This window comes from Bradyrhizobium liaoningense, from assembly GCF_018130955.1.
GTDB classification, from domain to species: Bacteria; Pseudomonadota; Alphaproteobacteria; order Rhizobiales; family Xanthobacteraceae; genus Bradyrhizobium; species Bradyrhizobium liaoningense_C.
On the sequence record NZ_JAFCJM010000046.1, the window covers coordinates 18,585 to 38,612 of the forward strand.

A 20,028-nucleotide genomic window follows, 5' to 3' on the forward strand; every position below is an offset into this window, starting at 1 on the left:
CGCATCTCCCTCAGCTGTTCTTTGCCGCGGCGCCCGGCGCGGCGACCAGGCGGTCGGCCGCGTCGAACACGAAGACGTCGTTGGGATCGAGCACGGCATCGAGCGTCTGACCGGGCTCGAATTCGTGCACGCCGTGCAGCACCGCAACCCAGTTCGAACCGTCGCGGGTCAAATGCACGAAACTCTCCGAACCGGTGATCTCCGTCACCGTCACTGTGGCGTGGAAGGCGTGGCGCTCGGTCTCGCCGTTGGCGAGGCCGAGCTGGTGGGCGCGGAAGCCGACGCGATAGGCGCCGTCGGCGAGACCCGCATAGAGACCGGAGGCCGGAGCGGCGCTGCCGCCGGCATAGGCGACCCGGCCGTTCTTCTTCTCGAGGCCGACGAGGTTGAGCGGTGGATCGGAAAAGACCTGCGCGACGCGCAAGGTCTGCGGACGGCGATAGACGTTGGAGGTCTCGCCCATCTGCAACGCCTGGCCTTCCCACATGCAGACCGTGTTGCCGCCGAGCAGCAGCGCCTCGGTCGGCTCCGTCGTGGCGTAGACGAAGGTGGCGCCGGTGGCCTCGAAGATGCGCGGCAGCTCGGCGCGCAGCTCCTCGCGGAGCTTGTAGTCGAGATTGGCGAGCGGCTCGTCGAGCAGCACGAGGTCGGCGCCCTTCACCAGCGCGCGCGCGATCGCGGTGCGCTGCTGCTGGCCGCCGGAGAGCTGCAGCGGCGTGCGCTTGAGGAACGGCTCCAGCCGCAACAGTTTTGCGGCTTCCGCAACCCGCTGCTCGATCTCGGAGGCCGGCTTGCCCTGCACGCGCAGGGGCGAGGCGATGTTCTCATAGACCGTGAGCGAGGGGTAATTGATGAACTGCTGGTACACCATCGCCACCGAGCGCTGGCGCACGTCGATGCCGGTGACGTCCTTGCCGTTGACGAGCACCCTGCCCGTGGTCGGCTTGTCGAGGCCAGCGAGCAGCCGCATGATCGAGGTCTTGCCCGACAGCGTCGGCCCGAGCAGCACGTTGAGCGTGCCGCTCTCGAGCGTCAGCGAGACGTCGCGGATATGGGCCATGCCGTCGACGGTGCGGGTGACGTGATCGAGGGTTACGGTCATGAGCGTCCTCCTGCTTCCAGCAAGGGAGACTGCTGCACTCCGTGGGTCGCAATCCAGTCGTTGAGGGCCGCGATCTGGTCGGCAGATAGTCGCAGGCCGAGTTTTGAGCGGCGCCAGACGATGTCCTCGGCGCTGACCGCCCACTCATTGGCCATGAGGTAGCGGACCTCGCGCTCGGTCAGCGTCGCACCGAAGGACTGGCCGAGATCGGCCGCCGACTTGGCCTCGCCGAGCAATTTGATCGCGCGGGTGCCATAGGCCCGCGCCAGGCGGCGGGCGTGTTCGGAACTGAGGAAGGGATAGCCGCGCTGGAGTTCCGCGATCAGGGCGTCGACTGCCGAGACGTCCATGTCGCCGCCGGGCAGCGGCCATTTGCCGGTCCAGCCCTCGCGCGACTTGGAGGAGCGCAAATAGGGCGCCAGCCGTTCCAACGCCTCTTCGGCCAGCCGCCGATAGGTCGTGATCTTGCCGCCATAGATCGAAAGCAGCGGCACGCCGCCGGGGGTGTCGAGCTCGAACACGTAATCGCGCGTTGCGGCCTTGGCTTCGCTGGCGCCGTCATCATAGAGCGGACGGACGCCGGAATAGTCCCACACCACGTCCTCGGGCTTGACGGGTTTTGCCAGATATTCGCTCGCCGCCGCGCAGAGATACGCGATCTCCTCCTTGGTCGCCTTCACCTTGGCAGGATCGCCCTCATAGTCGCGATCGGTGGTGCCGATCAGGGTGAAATCGTCCTGGTAGGGAATAACGAAGATGATGCGGCCGTCCGCGTTCTGGAACATGTAGGCGCGGTCGTGGTCGTAGAGCTTCTTGACCACGATGTGCGAGCCCTGCACCAGGCGGACTTTTGCCTTGGCATTGACGCCGGCGCCGCGCGCGAGGACGTCCTCGACCCAGGGACCGCCAGCATTGACCAGCGCGCGCGCCTGGATCGTCGAGCGCTCGCCGGTGACGGTGTTGACCATGCTGACGTGCCAGAGGCCGCCTTGCTGGCGAATCTCGGTGGCGCGGGTGCGGGTGCGGATCTCGGCGCCCTTGTCGGCAGCATCGCGCGCCGAGAGCACGACGAGGCGGGCGTCGTCGACGAAGCAGTCGGAATATTCGAACGCGCGCGTGTAGCGGTTCGGAATCAGCGGCTTGCCGACTTCATCCCTGGTGAGATCGACCGAGCGCGTTGCCGGCAACAGATGCCGGCCGCCGATGTGGTCGTAGAGAAAGAGACCGAGCCGCAACAGCCAGGCCGGACGCAGGCCCGCATGGTGCGGCAGGACGAAACGAAGCGGGCGGATGATGTGGGGCGCGATGCCCCAGAGGATCTCGCGCTCGATCAGCGCCTCACGGACGAGGCGAAACTCGTAATATTCGAGATAGCGCAGACCGCCATGCACGAGCTTGGTCGACCAGGACGAGGTCCCGCTCGCCAAATCGTTCATCTCGCAAAGGAAAACCGTGTTGCCCCGGCCGGCCGCGTCGCGCGCGATACCACAACCGTTAACACCGCCTCCAATGATGGCGAGGTCAAAAACACGCTCCAAAAGACGCATCCCCCGGCGACCGCCCGTTCACTTGGGCGATTTCACTTTCGTTTTTGGATTAAAACAGATCACAAAACGAAAGCAAGACGAAAGGAAGCGAAACCGGAACTTTTTTTATGAGCAGGTGGATCAATCGATGAGCACGCTCTGCCACCCTCCCCTGGAGGGGTCCGAGACGAGCGAAGCTCGCTCGTGGGTCGGCTCACATGAGCGTAGCGAAATGTGAGACGGGGTGGGGTGACAGTCCCTCCACGTCAAACAGCGCCCGAGTTGAGAGATCACCCCACCCCGCTCGCGCTGCGCGCGATCGACCCACGAGCGAGCTACGCTCGTCTCGGACCCCTCCAGGGGAGGGTGGAGAGCTACCGCAACCTTACCACCGGCGCCGCCTCGGGTGCCGCATCCTGCGCGGGCTCGGCCGGCGCGTCGTCGATGTCGGCAGACTTCGGCATGGCCTCGACCACCTCGATGCCCTTGCTGTGGCAGATCGTGGCGAGGCGTTCGGGGAGTTCCTGATCGGTCACGAAGGTCTGGATCTGGCTGATATGGGCGATGCGCACCGGCGCACTGCGGCGCAGCTTTGTCGAATCGGCCACCAGCATGACGCTGCGGGCGTTGGCGATGATGGCCTGCGCCACCTGCACCTCGCGATAGTCGAAGTCGAGCAGCGCGCCCTCCTCGTCGATCGCCGACGAGCCGATGATGGCGTAGTCGACCTTGAACTGGCCGATGAGTTGCGTCGCGGTCGAGCCGACCACGGCGCCGTCGGCGCGCCGCACGGTACCGCCGGCCACCACGACCTCGATGCGCGGATGGCGGTAGAGCAGCATCGCAACGTTGAGATTGTTGGTGATGACGAGCAGGTCCTCGTGCGAGGTGAGCGCGCTCGCCACCTCTTCCGTAGTGGTGCCGATATTGATGAACAGCGAACAGCCGTTCGGGATCAGCGAGGCGGCGGCTGCCCCGATCGCCTTCTTCTCCTCGGCGGCCACGAAGCGGCGCGCCTCATAGGCGAGGTTTTCCACGCCCGAGGCGATGATGGCGCCGCCATGGATGCGGGTGAGCGACCGCCGCTCGCAGAGATCGTTGAGATCCTTGCGGATGGTCTGGGCCGAGACCTCGAAACGGCGCGCGAGCTCCTCGACCATCACACGACCGGAGGCACGCGCGATGTTGAGAATTTCGGCTTGGCGATGGGTCAGTCCGGTCACGGGCGGCACCTCAAATCAGAACGGCATGGTGCGGCGGTTCGGCGCCGAGGTCAACGCAAGAGCTGCGCACAGCGTTAAGGGCTGCGCTGCAACAACGCCACCCTCACCAGTTCATTGCCTTCGCAACCAATGTCACCAGTTCCGGATCGTCGAATGCGCGCGCCGAGGCGATCGCGCCCGCCGCGACGAGATCGTCGTGGCTGAGGCTGGTACGCATGCCGATCGTCCTGATTCCGGCCGCGGCCGCCGACTGGATACCGGAGCGGGAATCCTCGAACGCGATCGCGGCATGCGCCGCGCCGCCGGTGAGCCGCAGCCCTTCCAGATAGGGCATCGGATGCGGCTTGCCGTGCGAAAGCTCGTCGCCGATCACGATCGCCTTGAAGCGGTTGATGATGCCGAGTCCCGACAACAACATCTCGGCATTGAGCCGCGGCGCGTTGGTTACGGCGGCCATGGGGATGCCGGCCTGGTCGGCTTCGTCGAGCAGGGCCATCAGTCCCGGCACCGGCCTGATCTGCCCGCCCACCAGATTGCGAAAAATCTGCTCCTTCTCGCCCAGGATGGCGGCACGCGCATCCTCGGATTCGTCGGGCAGGAAACGCTCGCCGATCGAGGCATTGGAAAAGCCCTGGAGCTCCTTTGCGAAGCGCGCGTGGTCGAACACATGTCCGCGCGGACCAAAGACCTCATTGAACGCCTCGCGATGCAGCGCGTCGGTGTCGGCGAGCGTGCCGTCGATGTCGAACAGCAGCGCCCTGCCCATATCCTGCATCCTTCCTTGCATCATTGCCGTGATCCCTTCGCGCGTCGCGCATCGATGCACGAGACGTATCAATACGGCCCGACCAGCGCAATGCAACGCAGGACGTTGACGGCGACGTGACACTCGACAAAGTCGCGCGCGGCTGCAACACTCGCCTCAAGAGCAAAAACGGAGGAAACCATGACTATCGATCGACGCGACCTGGCTTTGATGGCCGCGGCACTTGCAACGCTGAGCGCGGTTCCTGCGCTGGCGTCTTCACCCGACGACGAAGCGGTGGCGAAGAATGTCGAAGCATTTCGCATGGGGCAGATTGCGGCGGACGGCAAGGTGCTGGCCGCGCTCTGCGCGGACGATTTGAGCTACAGCCACTCCAGCGGCAAGGTCGAGGACAAGCAGCAGTTCCTTGCGGGCGCCATCGACACGTCAAAGACAAAATTCCTGTCGATCGAATATCGCGATCCCAAGATCAAGGTCGTCGGCCCGGCCGCGATCGTTCGATTCAACTGGGTTGCGGAACAGGAATCTTTGGCCGATGGGAAGAAAATTCCGACCAACCTTCACATTCTCATGAACTGGCAGAAACAGGGCAGCGACTGGAAGCTGTTGTCGCGCGCCGCGACGAAATTGTGATGCTTCTCTTACCCTCTCCCCTTGTGGGAGAGGGTGGCTCGCCGCGGGAGCGGCGAGACGGGTGAGGGGTCTCTCTAGGCGAGTCCTCTCACGCTTGTGAAATTGCGGATGCAACCCCTCATCCGGCGCTTCGCGCCACCTTCGCCCACAAGGGGAGAAGGGAATGTCAGAGTTTGCGGCTCAACGAGCCTGAGATCACGCCGCCTCCTTCAAATCTCCGTTCACAAGCCGGCGCGCGGCGCGTTCGGCTTCGCGTGCGTTGCGGAAGAGCTGGCCTTCGAGGCGATTGAAGCGGTGAGATGAGGCGAAGAAGCGGTATCCTTCCGGGTTGCGTACGACGATACCTGCGGTTTGCGAGTTCACTTCGATGATGTAGCTGTCCGGCATTGCCCGTTGATCCCTGGTGCGGGCGAACAACGACCCCCGTGTCCAAAGGTTCCTATGGGCACGACGAGCATTTCCACCCCGAATCGACACGCAACTAGGTACGCCGCGACCTCATCGGTTTTGTGACTTGATGTTGGCAAAGACGCGACGCGCGTTCGCATCGCCGACACATGCGTTAAGAGGCCGCGCGCGATTAGGTCGCGACCAGCGGCTCCGTGCGCTGAATGGTTTGCGGCTTTCCCTCGTCGTCGATCGAGACGTAGGTGAAGTTGCCGTCGGTGACGAGGATCGGCTGCACCTCCCTGCGGCGCAACGCCCAGGCTTCGAGATGCACCGTCATCGAGGTGCGGCCCACGCGAACCAGCGTGGCGTAGACCGAGACGAGATCGCCGACATAGACGGCCTTGCGAAAATTCATCGCGTCGATCGCGACCGTCACGGTGCGCGACTTCGCCACCTTCGAGGCGAACACGCCGCCGCCGACGTCCATCTGGCTGAGGAGCCAACCGCCAAAGATGTCGCCATTGGCATTGGTGTCGGCGGGCATCGCCAGCGTGCGGATGCAGAGATCGCCCTTAGGTTCGTTTGCTTGCTCGGTCATGCCCCTCTCACTTGAAATTCGCCCATCCCTCGTCAGGCGCAAAGCGCCCGCCAAATCTGTCGGCCAGCTTGCGCAAGGTCGCGACGATGTTTTCCACCCCGCGCGTGCGCGCATAGTTGAGCGGACCGCCGCGGAACGGCGCATAGCCGGCGCCAAAGATCATGGCGCCATCGACGCCATCAGCATCGTCGACGATGCCTTCGCGCAAGGCCGCGACGCAGACATTGGACATCGGCAGGATCAGGCGGTCGATCATCTCGTCGGAGACTCTTGGGCCGGTCTCGGGCAGCGGCGCCTTCTCGGCCTTGCCGTCCTTCCAGGTATAGAAGCCCCTGCCGCTCTTGCGGCCGAGCTCGCCCCTGGCGACCTTGTCGCGCAGCCAGGCCGGCGTCGGCGGCAAGAGATCGCCGAACTTCGCGCGCAGCATGTCGCCGACGTCGAGGCAGATGTCGAGGCCGACCTGGTCGGCAAGCTCGATCGGCCCCATCGGCATGCCGAACTCTTCGGCGGCAGCATCAATCAGGCGCTGGTCGGTCTTCTCGTCCAGCATCACCATGGCTTCAAGCATGTAGGGCGTCAGCGCGCGGTTGACGAGGAAGCCGGGCGAGCTCTTGACCGGCAGCGGCAGGCGATCGATCGCGCCGACGAAGGCAAGTGCTTCCTTCAGGACGCCTGCATCGCTGCCGTCGTGGCTGATGACCTCGACGAGCTGAAGCCGCGACACCGGATTGAAGAAGTGGAGGCCGACAAGCCGCGCGGGGTTTATCAGCGTCGTGCGCAGATCCTGCAGCGGAATGCTCGACGTGTTGGTCGCAAGGATCGCGCCGGCCTTCATCTTCGGCTCGATGCCGGCATAGACCTTCTGCTTCAGCTCGAGCTTCTCCGGCACCGCCTCGATAATGAGGTCGGCGTTGCGCACGCCCTCGCCGTCCATGTCCGGGATGAGCCTGTCGAGCGCGTCGCGCACTTCGGTCGGCTTGCGGATGATTTTTCCATAGAGCTCGGCGGCGCGCTTCACCGCGCCCGCGATCGGCTCCGCCTTCATGTCGGCGAGCGAGACGCGAAGCCCCTGCCCTGCGCACCAGCCGGCGATGTCGCCGCCCATGGCGCCGGCGCCGATGACGTGGACATGCCTGACCGTATTGCCGCTTCCCGCCGTCTTCTTCATCTGCTCGCGCAGGAAGAAGACGCGGATCAGGTTTTGCGCCGTCGGCGTCACCATCAGATTGGCGAAGGAGGACTGCTCGGCCCTCAACATCGCCGTCTTGTCACCGCCATGCTTTTCCCAGAGGTCGATCAGCGCGTAAGGCGCGGGATAATGATCGCGCCGCGCGGCCTTCGCGGTCTCGCTGCGCATGCGCTTGGCGAGGAAGCCGCGCACCGGCGTGAAGTTGAGGACGGTGTTGAGCATACCGGGCCTGGCGCGCTTGAGCCGACCGAACACCGCGTCCTTCACGGCGCCCCGGACATGGCGTTCCTGCGTCACGGCATCGACGAGGCCGAGCGCCTTGGCGCGGCGCGCGTCGATGGTGCGGCCGGTCAGCATCAGCGTCATCGCCTGCGTCGGATTGACCAGCGCGGTGAAGCGCGCGGTGCCGCCGAGGCCGGGATGCAGGCCCAGCATCACCTCGGGGAAGCCAAAACGCGCGCTGTCGATCGCGATACGCGACTGGCAGGCGAGCGCGACCTCGAGCCCGCCGCCCAGGCAAATTCCGTGGATCACGGCGACGGTGGGCAGGCGGAGCGCTTCCAGCCGGTCGATCACGGCATGCGCGCCACGGATTCCCGCCTCGACCATCTGTGGATCGGTCGCGCCGCGGAATTCATTGACGTCGGCGCCCGCAATGAAGCCAGATTTTTTCGCCGAGCGAATGACGAGCCCGGCCGGGCGGTCGGCCTCGATTCCCGCAAGCACCTTGTCGAGCTCTTCGATCACCTCGGCGGAGAGCGTGTTGGCGCTCGCGCCGTCGCGATCGAACAGCAGCCAGGCGACGCCGTCGGCATCGCGCGTCAGCTTGAAATGGCGGTAGGGACCGGCCTCAGGCTTCGGTCCAAGCTCGAGCGCGCGGTCGCCGATGGCGTCCATGATCTTCGATTCCATGGTCACACCACCTCGATCAGCATGGCACCGCCCAGCCCGCCGCCGATACATTCGGTGGCCACCCCACGACGGGTGCCGAGCCGCTTCATCGCATTGACGAGATGCAGCACGATGCGATTGCCTGACGTGCCGACGGGATGGCCGAGCGAGATCGCACCGCCGTCGACATTGAGCCTGTCGCGATCGATCTCGCCGGCGGCACCGTCGAGCTTCAAGATCTCGCGACAGAATTTGTCGTCGTTCCAGGCGGCGAGGCAGCCGAGCACCTGCGTCGCAAAGGCCTCGTTCAATTCCCAGGTCTCGACGTCCTTGATGGTGAGGTTGTTGCGCGTGAGCAGCGGCGTCGCGGACATCACCGGCCCCAAGCCCATGATACTGGGATCGAGCGCGGCCCAATTGCTGTCGACGATGACGGCTTTTGGCGTCAGATGATGCTTTGCCACCGCTTCATCCGAGGCGAGGATCACCCAGGAGGCACCGTCGGTGATCTGCGAGGAATTGCCCGCGGTGACCTGACCCCAGGGGCGCTCGAACACCGGCCTCAGCTTCGCCAGCGATTCAGCGGTGGAGTCCGGCCGCACGCCATCGTCATGATCGTAGAATTTGCCGTCGCGGGAGAACGCGGTCTCGACCTCGCCCTTGAGCCAGCCCTGCGCCTGCGCATTCGCGAGCCGCTTGTGGCTCTCGGCGGCATAGGCGTCAGCCTCTGCACGGGTGATGCCGAAGAGATGGCCGACGACTTCTGCGGTCTGGCCCATGTTCAGTTCGGTGACGGGATCAGTGAGACCGCGCTCCAGCCCGATGATCGGCTTGAGATAGCGCGGCCGCAATTTGAGCGCGGCGGCGATCTTCGCGCCGACGCCCTTGGCGGTGGCAAGGCCCGCAAACCAGCGCACGCCGCTGTTCGGCCAGACCAGCGGCGCGTGGCTCAGTGCTTCCGCGCCACCGGCGAGGATCAGATCGGCGTGGCCTTCCCTGATGTAGCGGTAGCCGGTGTCAATCGACTGCATGCCGGAGCCGCAATTGATCTGCACGGTGAAGGCGACCATATCCTCGCCCATGCCGAGCCGCAGCGCCGCAACCCGCGCCGGGTTCATCTCGTCGGCGATCACATTGACGCAGCCGAGGATCACCTGGTCGAAGGCATCGGGCGCAAAGGGCTGGCGCGCGAGCAGCGGCCGGCCGCATTGCACGGCGAGATCGACCGGTGTGAACGGCCCGGGGCCGGAGCGCGCTTTGAGGAACGGCGTCCGACTGCCGTCGACGATAAAGACAGGTCGTGCCATCAGCTCGCCGCCCTCTGTTCACCGAGTTCCTGGAAGAACTGATGCACGTCGGCGGATTTCTTGTAAATCGGCGACAGCGCCTCCGGCGCAAAATCATCGACCTCGATCACCTTCTTCACGGCCTCGCGGGCGACGGCGAGCTTTTCGCCCTCGGCTTGCGTGATCACGCCCCTGGTAACGCCGTCCTTCCAGTCGTGGATGCGTGCGGCGCGCAGGCGCTTTGCGACCTCGTCGGTCTCGACGACCAGTACAAAGGCCTGCTCCAGCCGGGCAAAGCCGCCGTCGTCGGCGACATGGGCGAGATCCGGCGTCAGCCGCTCGCGCGCGGCCGACGGCGCCAGCACGAGTTCGGCGGTTTGATGCACGACGCGGTCGGACGGACCCAGCACGCGGGCGCCAAAGGGCTGGACGACGAGCTTGAGGATTATTGCGACGAAGCGGTTCGGCAGATTGGCCAGGATCTCGGCAAAGCGGTTCTCGATGGTCTTGAAACCGTTCGCCATGCACCATTCGAGCGCGGCAAGGTCCTCCTTCTGCCGCCCCTCGTCCTGCCAGCGTTTCAGCGCAGCGGAGAGCAGATAGAGTTCGGAGAGGATGTCGCCAAAGCGCGCCGACAGCATCTCCTTGCGCTTCAGCGCGCCGCCGAGCGTGAGCAGCGCCATGTCAGCGCAGAGCGCGAACGCCGACGAATAGCGCGAGAGCTGGCGATAGAATCTTGTCGCATCGCCCGCATCAGGCGCCGGCGCGAACAGGCCAAAGGTCCAGCTCCGCACGAAGGCACGGCCCAGCGTCTTGAAACTGTGGCCGACATGTTTCCAGAACGCGGCGTCGAAGGCGATCAGCCCGCGCTCCTTGTCGCTATCGGCGAGCGCGTTCATCTCCTCCAGCAGATAAGGATGCGCGCGGATCGCGCCCTGCCCGAACACGATGAGGTTGCGGGTCAGGATGTTGGCGCCTTCCACCGTGATGCCGACCGGAACGGCGCGATAGAGATTGCCCATGTAGTTCTGCGGGCCGTCGATCACCGCCTTGCCGCCATGGATGTCCATGGCGTCGTCGACCGCAAACCGCATCCGCTCGGTCGCGTGCAGCTTCATGATGCCGGAGATGACGGCGGGGTGAATGCCGGCATTGAGCGCGGCGCAGGTCAGCCGCCGCGCCGCGTCGAGCTGATAGGCGGTCGCCGTGATGCGGGCGAGCGGCTCCTCGACACCCTCGAACTTGGAGATGGAGATGCCGAACTGCTCGCGGATCCGCGCATAGGCGCCGGTGGTACGCGCCGCATAGGCCGCACCCGCAGCCGACAGCGACGGCAGCGAGATGCCGCGGCCGGCGGCGAGCGCCGTCATCAGCATCTTCCAGCCCTGCCCGAGCCGTTCCTTGCCGCCGATGATGTAGTCGAGCGGAATGAAGACGTCGCGGCCCCAGTTCGGGCCGTTCTGGAACACCTGCATTGCCGGCAGATGACGATGACCGATCTCGACGCCGGGAAGATTGGTCGGGATCAGCGCGACGGTGATGCCGAGCTCTTCGTCCTGGCCCACGAGATGATCGGGATCATAGGCCTTGAAGGCAAGGCCGAGCAGCGTGGAGACCGGGCCGAGCGTGATGTAGCGCTTGTGCCAGTTGAGCCTGAGGCCCAGCACTTCGCGGCCCTCGAAAATGCCCTTGCAGATGATGCCGGTGTCGACCATCGAGGCGGCATCGGAGCCGGCCTCGGGGCTGGTCAGGCCGAAGCAGGGAATGTCGCGGCCGTCGGCGAGGCGCGGCAGCCAGCGCTCCTGCTGCTCTTTTGTGCCGAAGCGCAGCAGCAATTCGCCGGGGCCGAGCGAGTTCGGCACCATCACAGTGACGGCGGCCGCGATCGAACGGGTCGAGATTTTTCGCACCACTTCGGAATGCGCATAGGGCGAGAAGCCGAGCCCGCCAAACTCCTTCGGAATGATCATGCCGAAGAATTTGTTGCGCTTGATGAAGGTCCACGCGTCCTGCGGCAGGTCGCGCCATTCCCAAAAGATCTTCCACTCGTCGAGCATGGCGCAGAGCTCGTCGACGGGGCCATTGAGGAAGGCCTTTTCCTCGCCGCTCAGCGTCGCAGGCGGAATCGCCAGCAGTTTCGACCAGTCGGGATTGCCGGTGAAGAGATCGGCGTCCCACCAGACGTCGCCGGCCTCCAGCGCCTCGCGCTCGGTGTCCGACATCGCGGGCAGAGCGCCGCGGGCGAGCGCGAAGATGGGCTTGGTGATGGTGTCGCGGCGGAAGCTCATGGCGGTGACCTCATGAAACGGCGGCGCGGATCGCCCTCATTTTAGCGGAAACTGGCGGCGAGAAGTGAAGACTTCGCTGGCAAAAAGCAGCGAATTTGACGCGGGTCAGGCCGCCCTGCCGAGGATAACGGCGGGAGAGCGCGGGCAGTTCCGGAGGCTCCGTCATTCCGGGGCGCGCCAGAATGGCGCGAGCCCGGAATCCATACTCACGATCGTGGTTATGGATTCCGGGCTCACGCTTCGCGTGCCCCGGAATGACGGCGTGGAGAGAGCGGAGGCCTAATCCGGCCGAACCATCGAGAACATGTTCTCCGGCCTGATCTCAAAATAGTCGCCCTGGCGGCCGGCGCGGACGATGGGGCGGGCGGCGGCGGTCTGGTAGACGCCGTCCTTGATCATGGCCTTGTCGATGTGGACGGCGACGACCTCGCCGAGCGTCAGCCAGGCATTGGTCTCCGTGCCGTCGGCGCCCTTGAGGCGGACGATGTCGGAGACCTTGCACTCGAAGGCCACCGGGCTTTCGGCGACGCGCGGCACGTTGACGAGTTTGCTCGGGATCGCGGTGACGCCCGCGAGCTTGAACTCGTCCACTTCAGGGGCAACGTGGGCCGCGGTCGCATTCATCTGCTTCGCCAGGTCCATGGTGACGAGATTCCAGACGAATTCGCCTGTCGCCTTGAGGTTGCTCACCGTGTCCTTCCAGTGCGTGGAGGAGAAGCCGATGATCGGCGGGGTGTAGCAGAAGGCGTTGAAGAAGCTGTAGGGCGCGAGATTGACGTGGCCGTTGGGATCGCGCGAGGAGATCCAGCCGATCGGCCGCGGCGCGATGATGGCATTGAAGGGATCGTGCTTGAGGCCGTGGCCCTTGGCGGGCTCGTAATAGTGCAGGTCTTTGTCGGTCACGCTGGCTTCTCCGCTATCCGTCATTCCGGGCGATGCGAGGGGACCGCGCAAGCGCGGCCCCGGAGCATCGAACCCGGAATCTCGAGATTCCGGGTTCGGTCCTTAAGGACCGCCCCGGAATGACGGCGGAGCTGCTTATAAGAGAAATTCCGCAGCCCGTCAGTGGCGCGGGGTCAGACCGGCAATGACGAAATCGATCATCTGGTCGATCGAGGGGCCGGGCTTGTTGGCGGCCTGGGCGATCATCTGCGGGTGAAAGAAGCGAATCATGGCGGTGCAGGAGCAGAGCGAGGCCAGTTGCAGGTCCGGAGCCTCGAATTCGCCGGAGGCCACGCCTTGCGCGATCACCTGGCCGATGATCGCCGCGATACACTCGATATGGGCGACGCAGACGTCCCAATCCTCTTCCATCGCGATCGCGACCATCTCATGCAACTTGGAGTCACCGACATAGCGCTCCGAATTCATGCGGTGGATCGTGGTCAGAAGCTCCCGGAAGCGCTCAAGCACCGGGCCGGGCTTGGCCACGATGCGCCGCGCCTCCAGCTCGACCTCACCCATCAGGCCGCGAGCCACGGCCTGATGGATCGCCTTCTTCGATTCGAAGAAGCGATAGACGTTGGCCGGGCTCATCCGGAGCTCTTTGGCGATGTCGCCGACGGTGGTCTTCTGATAGCCCATCTGCCGGAACAGCCGCTCGGCCACCTCGAGGATGCGCTCCCGGGTGTCGCTTTCGATATGTTCCGAAACCAGTGTCATCTGTCAGGACTCGTCAGTAGTCACTCTTCATCTATTCAGCGGCCTCAGCAAGCGGAAATGCGCTCTCGGCATCGCTCCCATGCTGCGGTGCAACTTCCGGCTGCTTGGCCGTGCCCGTTTCGTCCAGGCTCTTGCGGAACCACAGGGCGTAGAGGCCCGGCAGGTACAAAAGCGTCAGGAAGGTCGCCACGAACAGGCCGCCCATGATGGTGATCGCCATCGGGCCCCAGAAGGCCGAGCGCGACAGCGGGATCATGGCGAGGATCGCGGCGAGCGCGGTCAGCACCACGGGACGCGCGCGGCGCACGGTCGCCTCCACGATCGCTTCGCCGCGGGTCAGGCCATGGGACACGTCGGTCTCGATCTGGTCGACCAGGATCACCGCGTTGCGCATGATCATGCCGGCGAGCGCGATCAGCCCGAGCAGCGCCACGAAGCCGAAGGGCTGGTTGGCGACGTTGAGCCCGAGCGATGCGCCGACGATGCCGAGCGGCGCGGTGAGGAACACCAGGATCAGGCGCGAGAAGCTCTGCAGCTGGATCATCAAGAGCGTCAGCATCACCATGACCATCACCGGGAAGAGGATGAAGATCGAGGCGTTGCCCTTGGCAGATTCCTCGAACGCGCCACCCGGCTCGATGCGGTAGGCCGGCTCGAGGTAATCCTTAATCTGCTGCAGTTTCGGCGTGATCTGGCTGGTGACGTCGGGCGCCTGCACGCCGTCGACGACGTCGGAGCGCACGGTGATCGCCATGTCGCGGTTACGCCGCCACAGGATCGGCTCTTCGTGGGCATACTCGATCTTCGCGACCTGCTGAAGTGGCACGGCAACGCCGTTGCGCGAGGTCACGGTGAGGTCGCCGACACCGGCGAGATCGAGCCGCTCGGACGGGATCGCACGGGCAACCACGCCGACCTTCTCGATGCCGTCGCGCACGGTCGTGACCTGCGCGCCCGAGATCAGCATGGCGAGCGCCTGCGAGACGTCCTGCGGGGTCAGGCCCATCGCACGCGCGCGGTCCTGGTCGACGACGAGCTTGAGGTAGGGCGACTGCTCGTTCCAGTCGAGCTGCACGTCCTTGACGTTCTTGTTCTGCCGCATGACGTCGCGGACCTGGTAGGCGATCTCGCGCACCTTGTTGGGGTCGGGGCCGACGACGCGGAACTGGACGGGGAAGCCGACCGGCGGGCCGAAATTGAAGCGATCGACGCGCACGCGCGCTTCGGTCAGCATGCCCTCGGCCACCGCGTTCTCGATCTTCGCCTTGATGCGCTCGCGCGCCTCGACGCCCTTGGCGACGACGACGATCTCGGCAAAGGCCTCGTTCGGCAGCTGCGGATTGAGGCCGAGCCAGAAGCGCGGCGAGCCCTGGCCGACATAGGCCGTGTAGGTCGCGATGTCCTTGTCGTCCTTGAGCAGCGTCTCGGCCTTCTTCACCGCCTTCTCGGTAACGTTGAAGGCGGTGCCCTCGGGCAAGCGGAGCTGGACGAACAGCTCGGGGCGCTCGGAGAGCGGGAAGAACTGCTGCTGGACGTGGCCGAAGCCGACGATCGAGGCAATGAAGATACCGACGGTCGCGGCCACCACGATGATGCGGTGGTTGACGCACCATTGCACGATGGCGCGCAAACCGCGGTACATCCGCGTCTCATAGACCGCATGCGGATCGTGGTTGGCATGGGCCTTCATGTTCGGCAGCAGCTTGACGCCGATATAGGGCGTAAAAATCACCGCCACGAACCAGGAGGCGACCAGGGAGATCGCTACGATCCAGAAGATGCCGCCGGCATACTCGCCGACCGCCGAATTGGCAAAGCCGATGGGGAGGAAGCCAGCGGCCGTGACCAGCGTTCCCGTGAGCATCGGAAACGCAGTTGATTCCCAGGCGAACGAGGCCGCGCGCATGCGGTCCCAGCCCTGCTCCATCTTCACCACCATCATCTCGACCGCGATGATGGCGTCGTCGACGAGCAGGCCGAGCGCGATGATCAGCGCGCCGAGCGTGATGCGGTGCAGGTCGAGCGACATCGCGTTCATGACGATGAAGACGATGCCGAGCACCAGCGGCACCGACAGCGCGACCACGATGCCGGTGCGCCAGCCGAGTGCGAGGAAGGAGACGAACAGCACGATCGCCAGCGCCTCGACGAAGGAGTGCACGAACTCGCCGACGGCGTGCTCGACCACCTTGGGCTGGTCGGCGATCAGCTCGACCTCGATGCCCTGCGGCACCGCCTTCATGAATTCGCTAGTTGCCTTCTCGACCTCCTTGCCGAGCTCGAGGATGTTGGCGCCCTTGGCGGTGACGACGCCGATACCGATCGCGGGTTTGCCTTCCTGGCGCACGATGAAGCTCGGCGGATCGACGAAGCCGTGGGTGACCGTTGCGATGTCGCCCAGGCGGAACACGCGACCATTGCTCTCGACCGGCGTCTCGGCCACCGCCTTGGCGCCGTCGAGCGCGCCGGTGACGCGCAGGGGCACGCGCTGCGAGGAGGTCTCGACCGTGCCGGCCGGCGTCACGTTGTTCTGCTTGGCGAGCGAATCGAACAGCGCCTGCGGCGTGATGCCGAGGGTAGCGAGCTTGGCGTGCGAGAATTCGACGTAGATGCGCTCGTCCTGGGTGCCGTAGACGTCGACCTTGGTGACGCCAGGCACCTTCAGCATGCGCTGGCGAAAACCTTCGGCGGTCTTCTTGAGCTGCGCATAATCGGCACCGTCGCCGGTCATCATATAGAGGATGGAATCGACGTCGGAGAATTCGTCGTTGACGACCGGGCCCAAGATGCCTGACGGCAACTGCCCCTGCACGTCGACCAGCTTCTTGCGCAGGAGATAGAAGAGATAGGGCACGTCCTTCGGCGGCGTGTTGTCGCGGAACGTGACCTGCATCGCGGTGAAAGCAGGCTTCGAATAGGTCTGCACCTTGTCGAAATAGGGCAGCTCCTGGAGCTTCTTCTCGATGGGGTCAGCGACCTGGGTCTGCATCTCCTGCGAGGTGGCGCCCGGCCACATAACCGAGACGTTCACGGTCTTCACGGTGAAGAACGGATCTTCGGCGCGGCCGAGCTTCTCATAGGAGAAGAAGCCGGCGACGCCGAGCACGATCATCAGGAACAGCACCAGTGTCGGGTGACTGACGGCCCAGGCCGAAAGGTTGAAGCGCTTCATCGCACTCTCCGAGGATGACCCAATTGCCAAAACTCAAAACGACCAACCCTGACGTATCAGTCCTTGCGAGGAAGCGAAGCGATCCAGGGGGCTGGGCAGGTTCTGGATTGCTTCGCCGCTTCTGCCGTCGCATTGGCGCGAGCGGCGGAAACTCGCCTCGCAGGAGGAATTAGAATGACAGCGAGGAGACGATCCGCACCCTCTGGCTCGGATCGAGTTTTTGCACGCCGAGGGCGACGATCTTGGCACCCTCCTCCACGCCGCCGGTAATGACGACGTCGTTGCTCTCATAGCACTTCACGGTGACCGGCTTCAGCGCCACCGCGCCGTTGTCGTCCACGACGTAGAAGGAGGGCTTGCTGCCTTCGTTGAACAGCGCCGACAGCGGCAGGCGCGCGACGCGCTCGGTCGCAGCGTCCGACAGCGTCAACGTCGCGGTCATGCCGAGCGCGACCTTGTCGTCGGCTTCCGGCAGCGAGAACTTTGCGAGATAGGTGCGCGTCGCGGGATCGGCGGTCGGCGCGATCTCGCGCAGCTTCGCCGTGTACTTCTTGTTGGGCTCTGACCAAAGAGTGACGCTGGCGGCGCCCGACTTGGCACGTCCAACCAGCGTCTCAGGGACCGCGACGACCGCTTCCTTCTCGGCAAAGCGGGCGACCCGAATCGAAGCCTGGCCTGCGGCAACCACCTGGCCGGGTTCGATCTGCGTTGCGGTGACGACGCCACGGGCGTCGGCAACGAGCGTCGCGTAGGAAAGGGAATTCTTGGTCAGCTCGACCGAGCGCTCGGCCCGGTTGAGCCGCGCGCGGGCTTCGTCCGCGGCGGCGCGGCTCGAATCCATCTGGGCATCGGTGGTCCAGCCCTTGGCGCGCAAATCCTTGGCGCGCTGCTCGGCGGCGGCAGCCTGCGCCAACACGCCAGTCGCGGCGGTCTGCTCGGCCACGGCCTGCTCGGCCTGCAGCTTCAGGTCGACCTCATCGAGGGTCGCGAGCGCCTGCCCGACCTCGACGGTCTGGCCGACCTCGACCAGGCGCTTGGCCACCTTGCCGGCGACGCGGAAGCCGAGATCGCTCTCGATCCGGGGCTTGATTGTGCCGACAAAGCTGCGCTCGGGCGTTTCGGCCTCGAAATGGGCGGTGGCGACCAGAACCGGCCGCGGCGGCTCGGCCTTCTGGGCGACGGTATCGTTGCATCCGGCCAGCGCGACGGCCATCAGGGCCAGCGAGGCGCCTGCCAAGAGCTTGGAATAGCTCGATAAAATCGACCGGACGAACATCGGAGGACACTCCTGGGGCTGCGTTGCGGATGAATGTTGAGTAATCACTGATAAAAGTCAATATTCGTCAGTCATCAGAAAAACGTGAGCGTTAATGAGTGCTGAGGGAATTGACGGTGCGAAAATGCCTCTGCCAGCGGGAGAGAAGACCGGCGCGTCGTAAAATCCGCCTGTAGCCTCTATGCAGGCTACGCAGCAGTGCGTCGGGTCGCTGCGAGAGGGCGATGGAGCGAGCAGTGCGCACGGCGCGAGCAGATCAACCGATGGCGCCGTTACAGACGTCGCTGGCGCGCGCCACCCTTGCCGCCGTCGTGATCGCCTGCGGCCTGTCCTTGCGCTGGTATGGCTTCCCGCTCGGACTTCCCACTTTCGTCGTGAAGTATGGCGGCTCGCTGTTATGGGCGACGATGGTGTTCCTGCTGGTCGGGGTGGTGCTGCCGCGCGTGACGCGGACGCAGATTGCAGCGATCGCGGCAGCGATTGCGATTGTGATCGAGTTTTCCCGCCTGGTGCATGCACCGTGGCTGGATGCGTTCAGGCTCACCGGAGCGGGTGCGCTGCTCCTGGGCCGAATCTTTTCGTTGTGGAATTTAGTAGCGTACGCGATCGGTATCTTGCTCGGCGTCTGGATCGACCGTCTCGCCGCGATGCGTTGTCTCGTAGGCTGGGCAAAGGCGCCTTAGCGCCGTGCCCACCACCTTGCCTTCATGCAACGACAGTAGTGGGCACGCTTCGCTTTGCCACCCTACGAGACCTGTCCACACGGAGACAAGAGTGGTGGGTTACGCTGAGCGGACTGCGCTTCGTGCAGCCGCGCGGCTAACCCACCCTACGAAGCCTCGAACCAACTACTCCGACAGTTGAAACCGCTCGAAGCGATCGAGCTCGTCCTCGATCGCGCGCTTCAGCTCCTTGCGCCCCGCGGTCTTCCTGCCCTGCCCGACCCAATTCCATTTCTGCATCAGGAGCTTCTTGTTCTGCCGGTCGGTCTTGAGATCGAGCGCGGCGACGATCTCGTCGCCGACCAGCACCGGCAGCGCGAAATAGCCGAGCTTGCGTTTTGCCTTGGGCACATAGGCCTCGAACAGATGCTCATAGTCGAAGAACAGATGCGTGCGCTTGCGCTGGATGATTAGGGGATCGAAAGGCGAGAGGATGTGCACGAGATCGGCGGGCGCGCCCTGCCCGCCGGCTTCGACCGCCGCGGGCTCCGCCCAATGCTCCTGCTTGCCGGCACCGTCGAGCGCAACGGGCACCAGCGCGCCACGACGGACCCGGCTTGCGATCGCGCGACGCACGGCCGGCTTGCTCGGCGCATCGAGATGGCAGATCGAATCGAGGCTGACGATGCCCTGCGCGCGCAGCGCGCGGTCGAGCAAATAGTTTGCGATCTCTGTGCCTGACGCCGGCTTCGGTAACTTGTCCCAGCCGAAATGGCGCGTCATCAGCTCATAGGTCTTGAGCATGCCCTGGCGGGCGCTGATCGTCACGACGCCGGTGTAGAAGGCGAGCTGCAGCGCGCGCTTCGAGGGCTTTCGGCTCTGCCACAGATGCTCCTTCTCGGTGAGCACGTCGTCCTCGATGTCGCGGATCGTGAGCGGACCGGCGCGGACCAGCCGCATCACCTTGCGCGTGTCGGCAGGCGTCACCGACGCATACCATTTGTGCCCGTCCCGCTTGTGCTCGCGCATCGCCGGCAGGAAGAAGCGAAAATCCCCTGAAGGCACGTAGGACAGCGCATGCGTCCAGTATTCGAACACGCTTCTGTCGGCGCTCTGGGCCGCTTGCAGATCGGCGCGGCGATAGGCGGGGATGCGGCTGAACAAAATGTGGTGGTGGCAGCGCTCGATCACGTTGATGGTGTCGATCTGCACATAGCCGAGATGGGCAACCGCGTCGGCGACCGCCTGCGGGCCCGCACCGAACGGCTCGCGCGTGTCGAGCCGCTGCGCGCACAGCCAGATCTGGCGGCCTTGGGTCTTGGTGAGCGGGAGGGGTTTGGGCGTGCGGGACATTGCGAGGTGCA

16 protein-coding genes are annotated in these 20,028 nt (G+C 64.9%); 2 read left to right on the forward strand and 14 right to left on the reverse strand.

The window, feature by feature from the left end; translation table 11 throughout:
- Positions 1–10: 10 nt before the first annotated feature.
- The 4 genes from JQ632_RS28555 to JQ632_RS28570 form a co-directional block, all read right to left on the reverse strand.
- Entirely contained in the window at positions 11–1,102 is a 1,092-nt protein-coding gene (locus JQ632_RS28555; RefSeq protein ID WP_212405975.1) for an ABC transporter ATP-binding protein, read from the reverse strand.
- Entirely contained in the window at positions 1,099–2,649 is a 1,551-nt protein-coding gene (glpD, locus tag JQ632_RS28560) for a glycerol-3-phosphate dehydrogenase (protein WP_212405976.1), read from the reverse strand. The genes JQ632_RS28555 and glpD overlap by 4 nt, the downstream gene beginning before the upstream one ends.
- 353 nt (positions 2,650–3,002) lie before the next feature.
- Entirely contained in the window at positions 3,003–3,851 is an 849-nt protein-coding gene (locus JQ632_RS28565; protein WP_212405977.1) for a DeoR/GlpR family DNA-binding transcription regulator, read from the reverse strand.
- A 103-nt stretch (positions 3,852–3,954) separates the two neighbouring features.
- The gene (locus JQ632_RS28570; RefSeq protein ID WP_212405978.1) at positions 3,955–4,641 is read right to left on the reverse strand and encodes an HAD family phosphatase; all 687 of its coding nucleotides are present in this window, start codon (positions 4,639–4,641) and stop codon (positions 3,955–3,957) included.
- Positions 4,642–4,797: 156 nt separating this feature from the next.
- Between JQ632_RS28570 and JQ632_RS28575 the strand changes: the two genes are divergently transcribed.
- Complete coding sequence (locus JQ632_RS28575) at positions 4,798–5,250, forward strand: nuclear transport factor 2 family protein (protein WP_212405979.1); 453 nt, start codon at positions 4,798–4,800, stop codon at positions 5,248–5,250.
- A 195-nt stretch (positions 5,251–5,445) separates the two neighbouring features.
- Here the strand turns inward: JQ632_RS28575 and JQ632_RS28580 are convergent, their stop codons facing one another.
- The 9 genes from JQ632_RS28580 to JQ632_RS28620 all read right to left on the reverse strand — a co-directional run bounded on the left by JQ632_RS28580 (position 5,446) and on the right by JQ632_RS28620 (position 18,002).
- Positions 5,446–5,637, reverse strand: coding sequence for a hypothetical protein (locus JQ632_RS28580; RefSeq protein ID WP_212405980.1), 192 nt, complete (start codon positions 5,635–5,637; stop codon positions 5,446–5,448).
- Between the two features lie 193 nt (positions 5,638–5,830).
- A complete protein-coding gene (locus JQ632_RS28585) occupies positions 5,831–6,238 on the reverse strand; it encodes an acyl-CoA thioesterase (RefSeq protein ID WP_212405981.1) in 408 nt (135 codons plus the stop codon).
- Positions 6,239–6,245: 7 nt separating this feature from the next.
- On the reverse strand, positions 6,246–8,339 hold the full coding sequence (locus JQ632_RS28590; protein WP_212405982.1) for a 3-hydroxyacyl-CoA dehydrogenase NAD-binding domain-containing protein: 2,094 nt from the start codon (positions 8,337–8,339) through the stop codon (positions 6,246–6,248).
- Positions 8,340–8,341: 2 nt separating this feature from the next.
- On the reverse strand, positions 8,342–9,625 hold the full coding sequence (locus JQ632_RS28595; RefSeq protein ID WP_212405983.1) for an acetyl-CoA C-acetyltransferase: 1,284 nt from the start codon (positions 9,623–9,625) through the stop codon (positions 8,342–8,344).
- The gene (locus JQ632_RS28600) at positions 9,625–11,892 is read right to left on the reverse strand and encodes an acyl-CoA dehydrogenase (RefSeq protein ID WP_212405984.1); all 2,268 of its coding nucleotides are present in this window, start codon (positions 11,890–11,892) and stop codon (positions 9,625–9,627) included. Before JQ632_RS28600 ends, JQ632_RS28595 begins: the two co-directional genes overlap by 1 nt.
- A gap of 279 nt (positions 11,893–12,171) precedes the next feature.
- A complete protein-coding gene (locus JQ632_RS28605; RefSeq protein ID WP_212405985.1) occupies positions 12,172–12,795 on the reverse strand; it encodes a flavin reductase family protein in 624 nt (207 codons plus the stop codon).
- 159 nt (positions 12,796–12,954) lie between these two features.
- Positions 12,955–13,554 carry a TetR/AcrR family transcriptional regulator gene (locus JQ632_RS28610; protein WP_212405986.1) on the reverse strand — a complete coding sequence of 200 codons (600 nt, stop codon included), beginning with the start codon at positions 13,552–13,554 and terminating at the stop codon, positions 12,955–12,957.
- 31 nt (positions 13,555–13,585) lie between these two features.
- The gene (locus tag JQ632_RS28615) at positions 13,586–16,726 is read right to left on the reverse strand and encodes an efflux RND transporter permease subunit (RefSeq protein ID WP_212405987.1); all 3,141 of its coding nucleotides are present in this window, start codon (positions 16,724–16,726) and stop codon (positions 13,586–13,588) included.
- A gap of 169 nt (positions 16,727–16,895) precedes the next feature.
- Positions 16,896–18,002: an efflux RND transporter periplasmic adaptor subunit gene (locus JQ632_RS28620; RefSeq protein ID WP_212405988.1), complete on the reverse strand. Its 1,107-nt coding sequence runs from the start codon at positions 18,000–18,002 to the stop codon at positions 16,896–16,898.
- A 263-nt stretch (positions 18,003–18,265) separates the two neighbouring features.
- On the opposite strand from JQ632_RS28620, the gene JQ632_RS28625 reads away from it, so the two are divergent.
- On the forward strand, positions 18,266–18,685 hold the full coding sequence (locus JQ632_RS28625) for a DUF2809 domain-containing protein (RefSeq protein ID WP_249152596.1): 420 nt from the start codon (positions 18,266–18,268) through the stop codon (positions 18,683–18,685).
- A 165-nt stretch (positions 18,686–18,850) separates the two neighbouring features.
- On the opposite strand, the gene JQ632_RS28630 is transcribed toward JQ632_RS28625, so the two are convergent.
- Positions 18,851–20,017 carry a winged helix-turn-helix domain-containing protein gene (locus tag JQ632_RS28630; RefSeq protein ID WP_212405990.1) on the reverse strand — a complete coding sequence of 389 codons (1,167 nt, stop codon included), beginning with the start codon at positions 20,015–20,017 and terminating at the stop codon, positions 18,851–18,853.
- Positions 20,018–20,028 lie beyond the last annotated feature (11 nt).

What these genes read in the sequence shown, in the direction of transcription:
- JQ632_RS28555 (WP_212405975.1), bottom strand. Translation starts at nt 1,102, where the DNA reads ATGACCGTAACCCTCGATCACGTCACCCGCACCGTCGACGGCATGGCC.
- glpD (WP_212405976.1), bottom strand. Translation starts at nt 2,649, where the DNA reads ATGCGTCTTTTGGAGCGTGTTTTTGACCTCGCCATCATTGGAGGCGGT.
- JQ632_RS28570 (WP_212405978.1), bottom strand. Translation starts at nt 4,641, where the DNA reads ATGATGCAAGGAAGGATGCAGGATATGGGCAGGGCGCTGCTGTTCGAC.
- JQ632_RS28575 (WP_212405979.1), top strand. Translation starts at nt 4,798, where the DNA reads ATGACTATCGATCGACGCGACCTGGCTTTGATGGCCGCGGCACTTGCA.
- JQ632_RS28580 (WP_212405980.1), bottom strand. Translation starts at nt 5,637, where the DNA reads ATGCCGGACAGCTACATCATCGAAGTGAACTCGCAAACCGCAGGTATC.
- JQ632_RS28585 (WP_212405981.1), bottom strand. Translation starts at nt 6,238, where the DNA reads ATGACCGAGCAAGCAAACGAACCTAAGGGCGATCTCTGCATCCGCACG.
- JQ632_RS28590 (WP_212405982.1), bottom strand. Translation starts at nt 8,339, where the DNA reads ATGGAATCGAAGATCATGGACGCCATCGGCGACCGCGCGCTCGAGCTT.
- JQ632_RS28595 (WP_212405983.1), bottom strand. Translation starts at nt 9,625, where the DNA reads ATGGCACGACCTGTCTTTATCGTCGACGGCAGTCGGACGCCGTTCCTC.
- JQ632_RS28600 (WP_212405984.1), bottom strand. Translation starts at nt 11,892, where the DNA reads ATGAGCTTCCGCCGCGACACCATCACCAAGCCCATCTTCGCGCTCGCC.
- JQ632_RS28610 (WP_212405986.1), bottom strand. Translation starts at nt 13,554, where the DNA reads ATGACACTGGTTTCGGAACATATCGAAAGCGACACCCGGGAGCGCATC.
- JQ632_RS28615 (WP_212405987.1), bottom strand. Translation starts at nt 16,726, where the DNA reads ATGAAGCGCTTCAACCTTTCGGCCTGGGCCGTCAGTCACCCGACACTG.
- JQ632_RS28620 (WP_212405988.1), bottom strand. Translation starts at nt 18,002, where the DNA reads ATGTTCGTCCGGTCGATTTTATCGAGCTATTCCAAGCTCTTGGCAGGC.
- JQ632_RS28625 (WP_249152596.1), top strand. Translation starts at nt 18,266, where the DNA reads ATGGCGCCGTTACAGACGTCGCTGGCGCGCGCCACCCTTGCCGCCGTC.
- JQ632_RS28630 (WP_212405990.1), bottom strand. Translation starts at nt 20,017, where the DNA reads ATGTCCCGCACGCCCAAACCCCTCCCGCTCACCAAGACCCAAGGCCGC.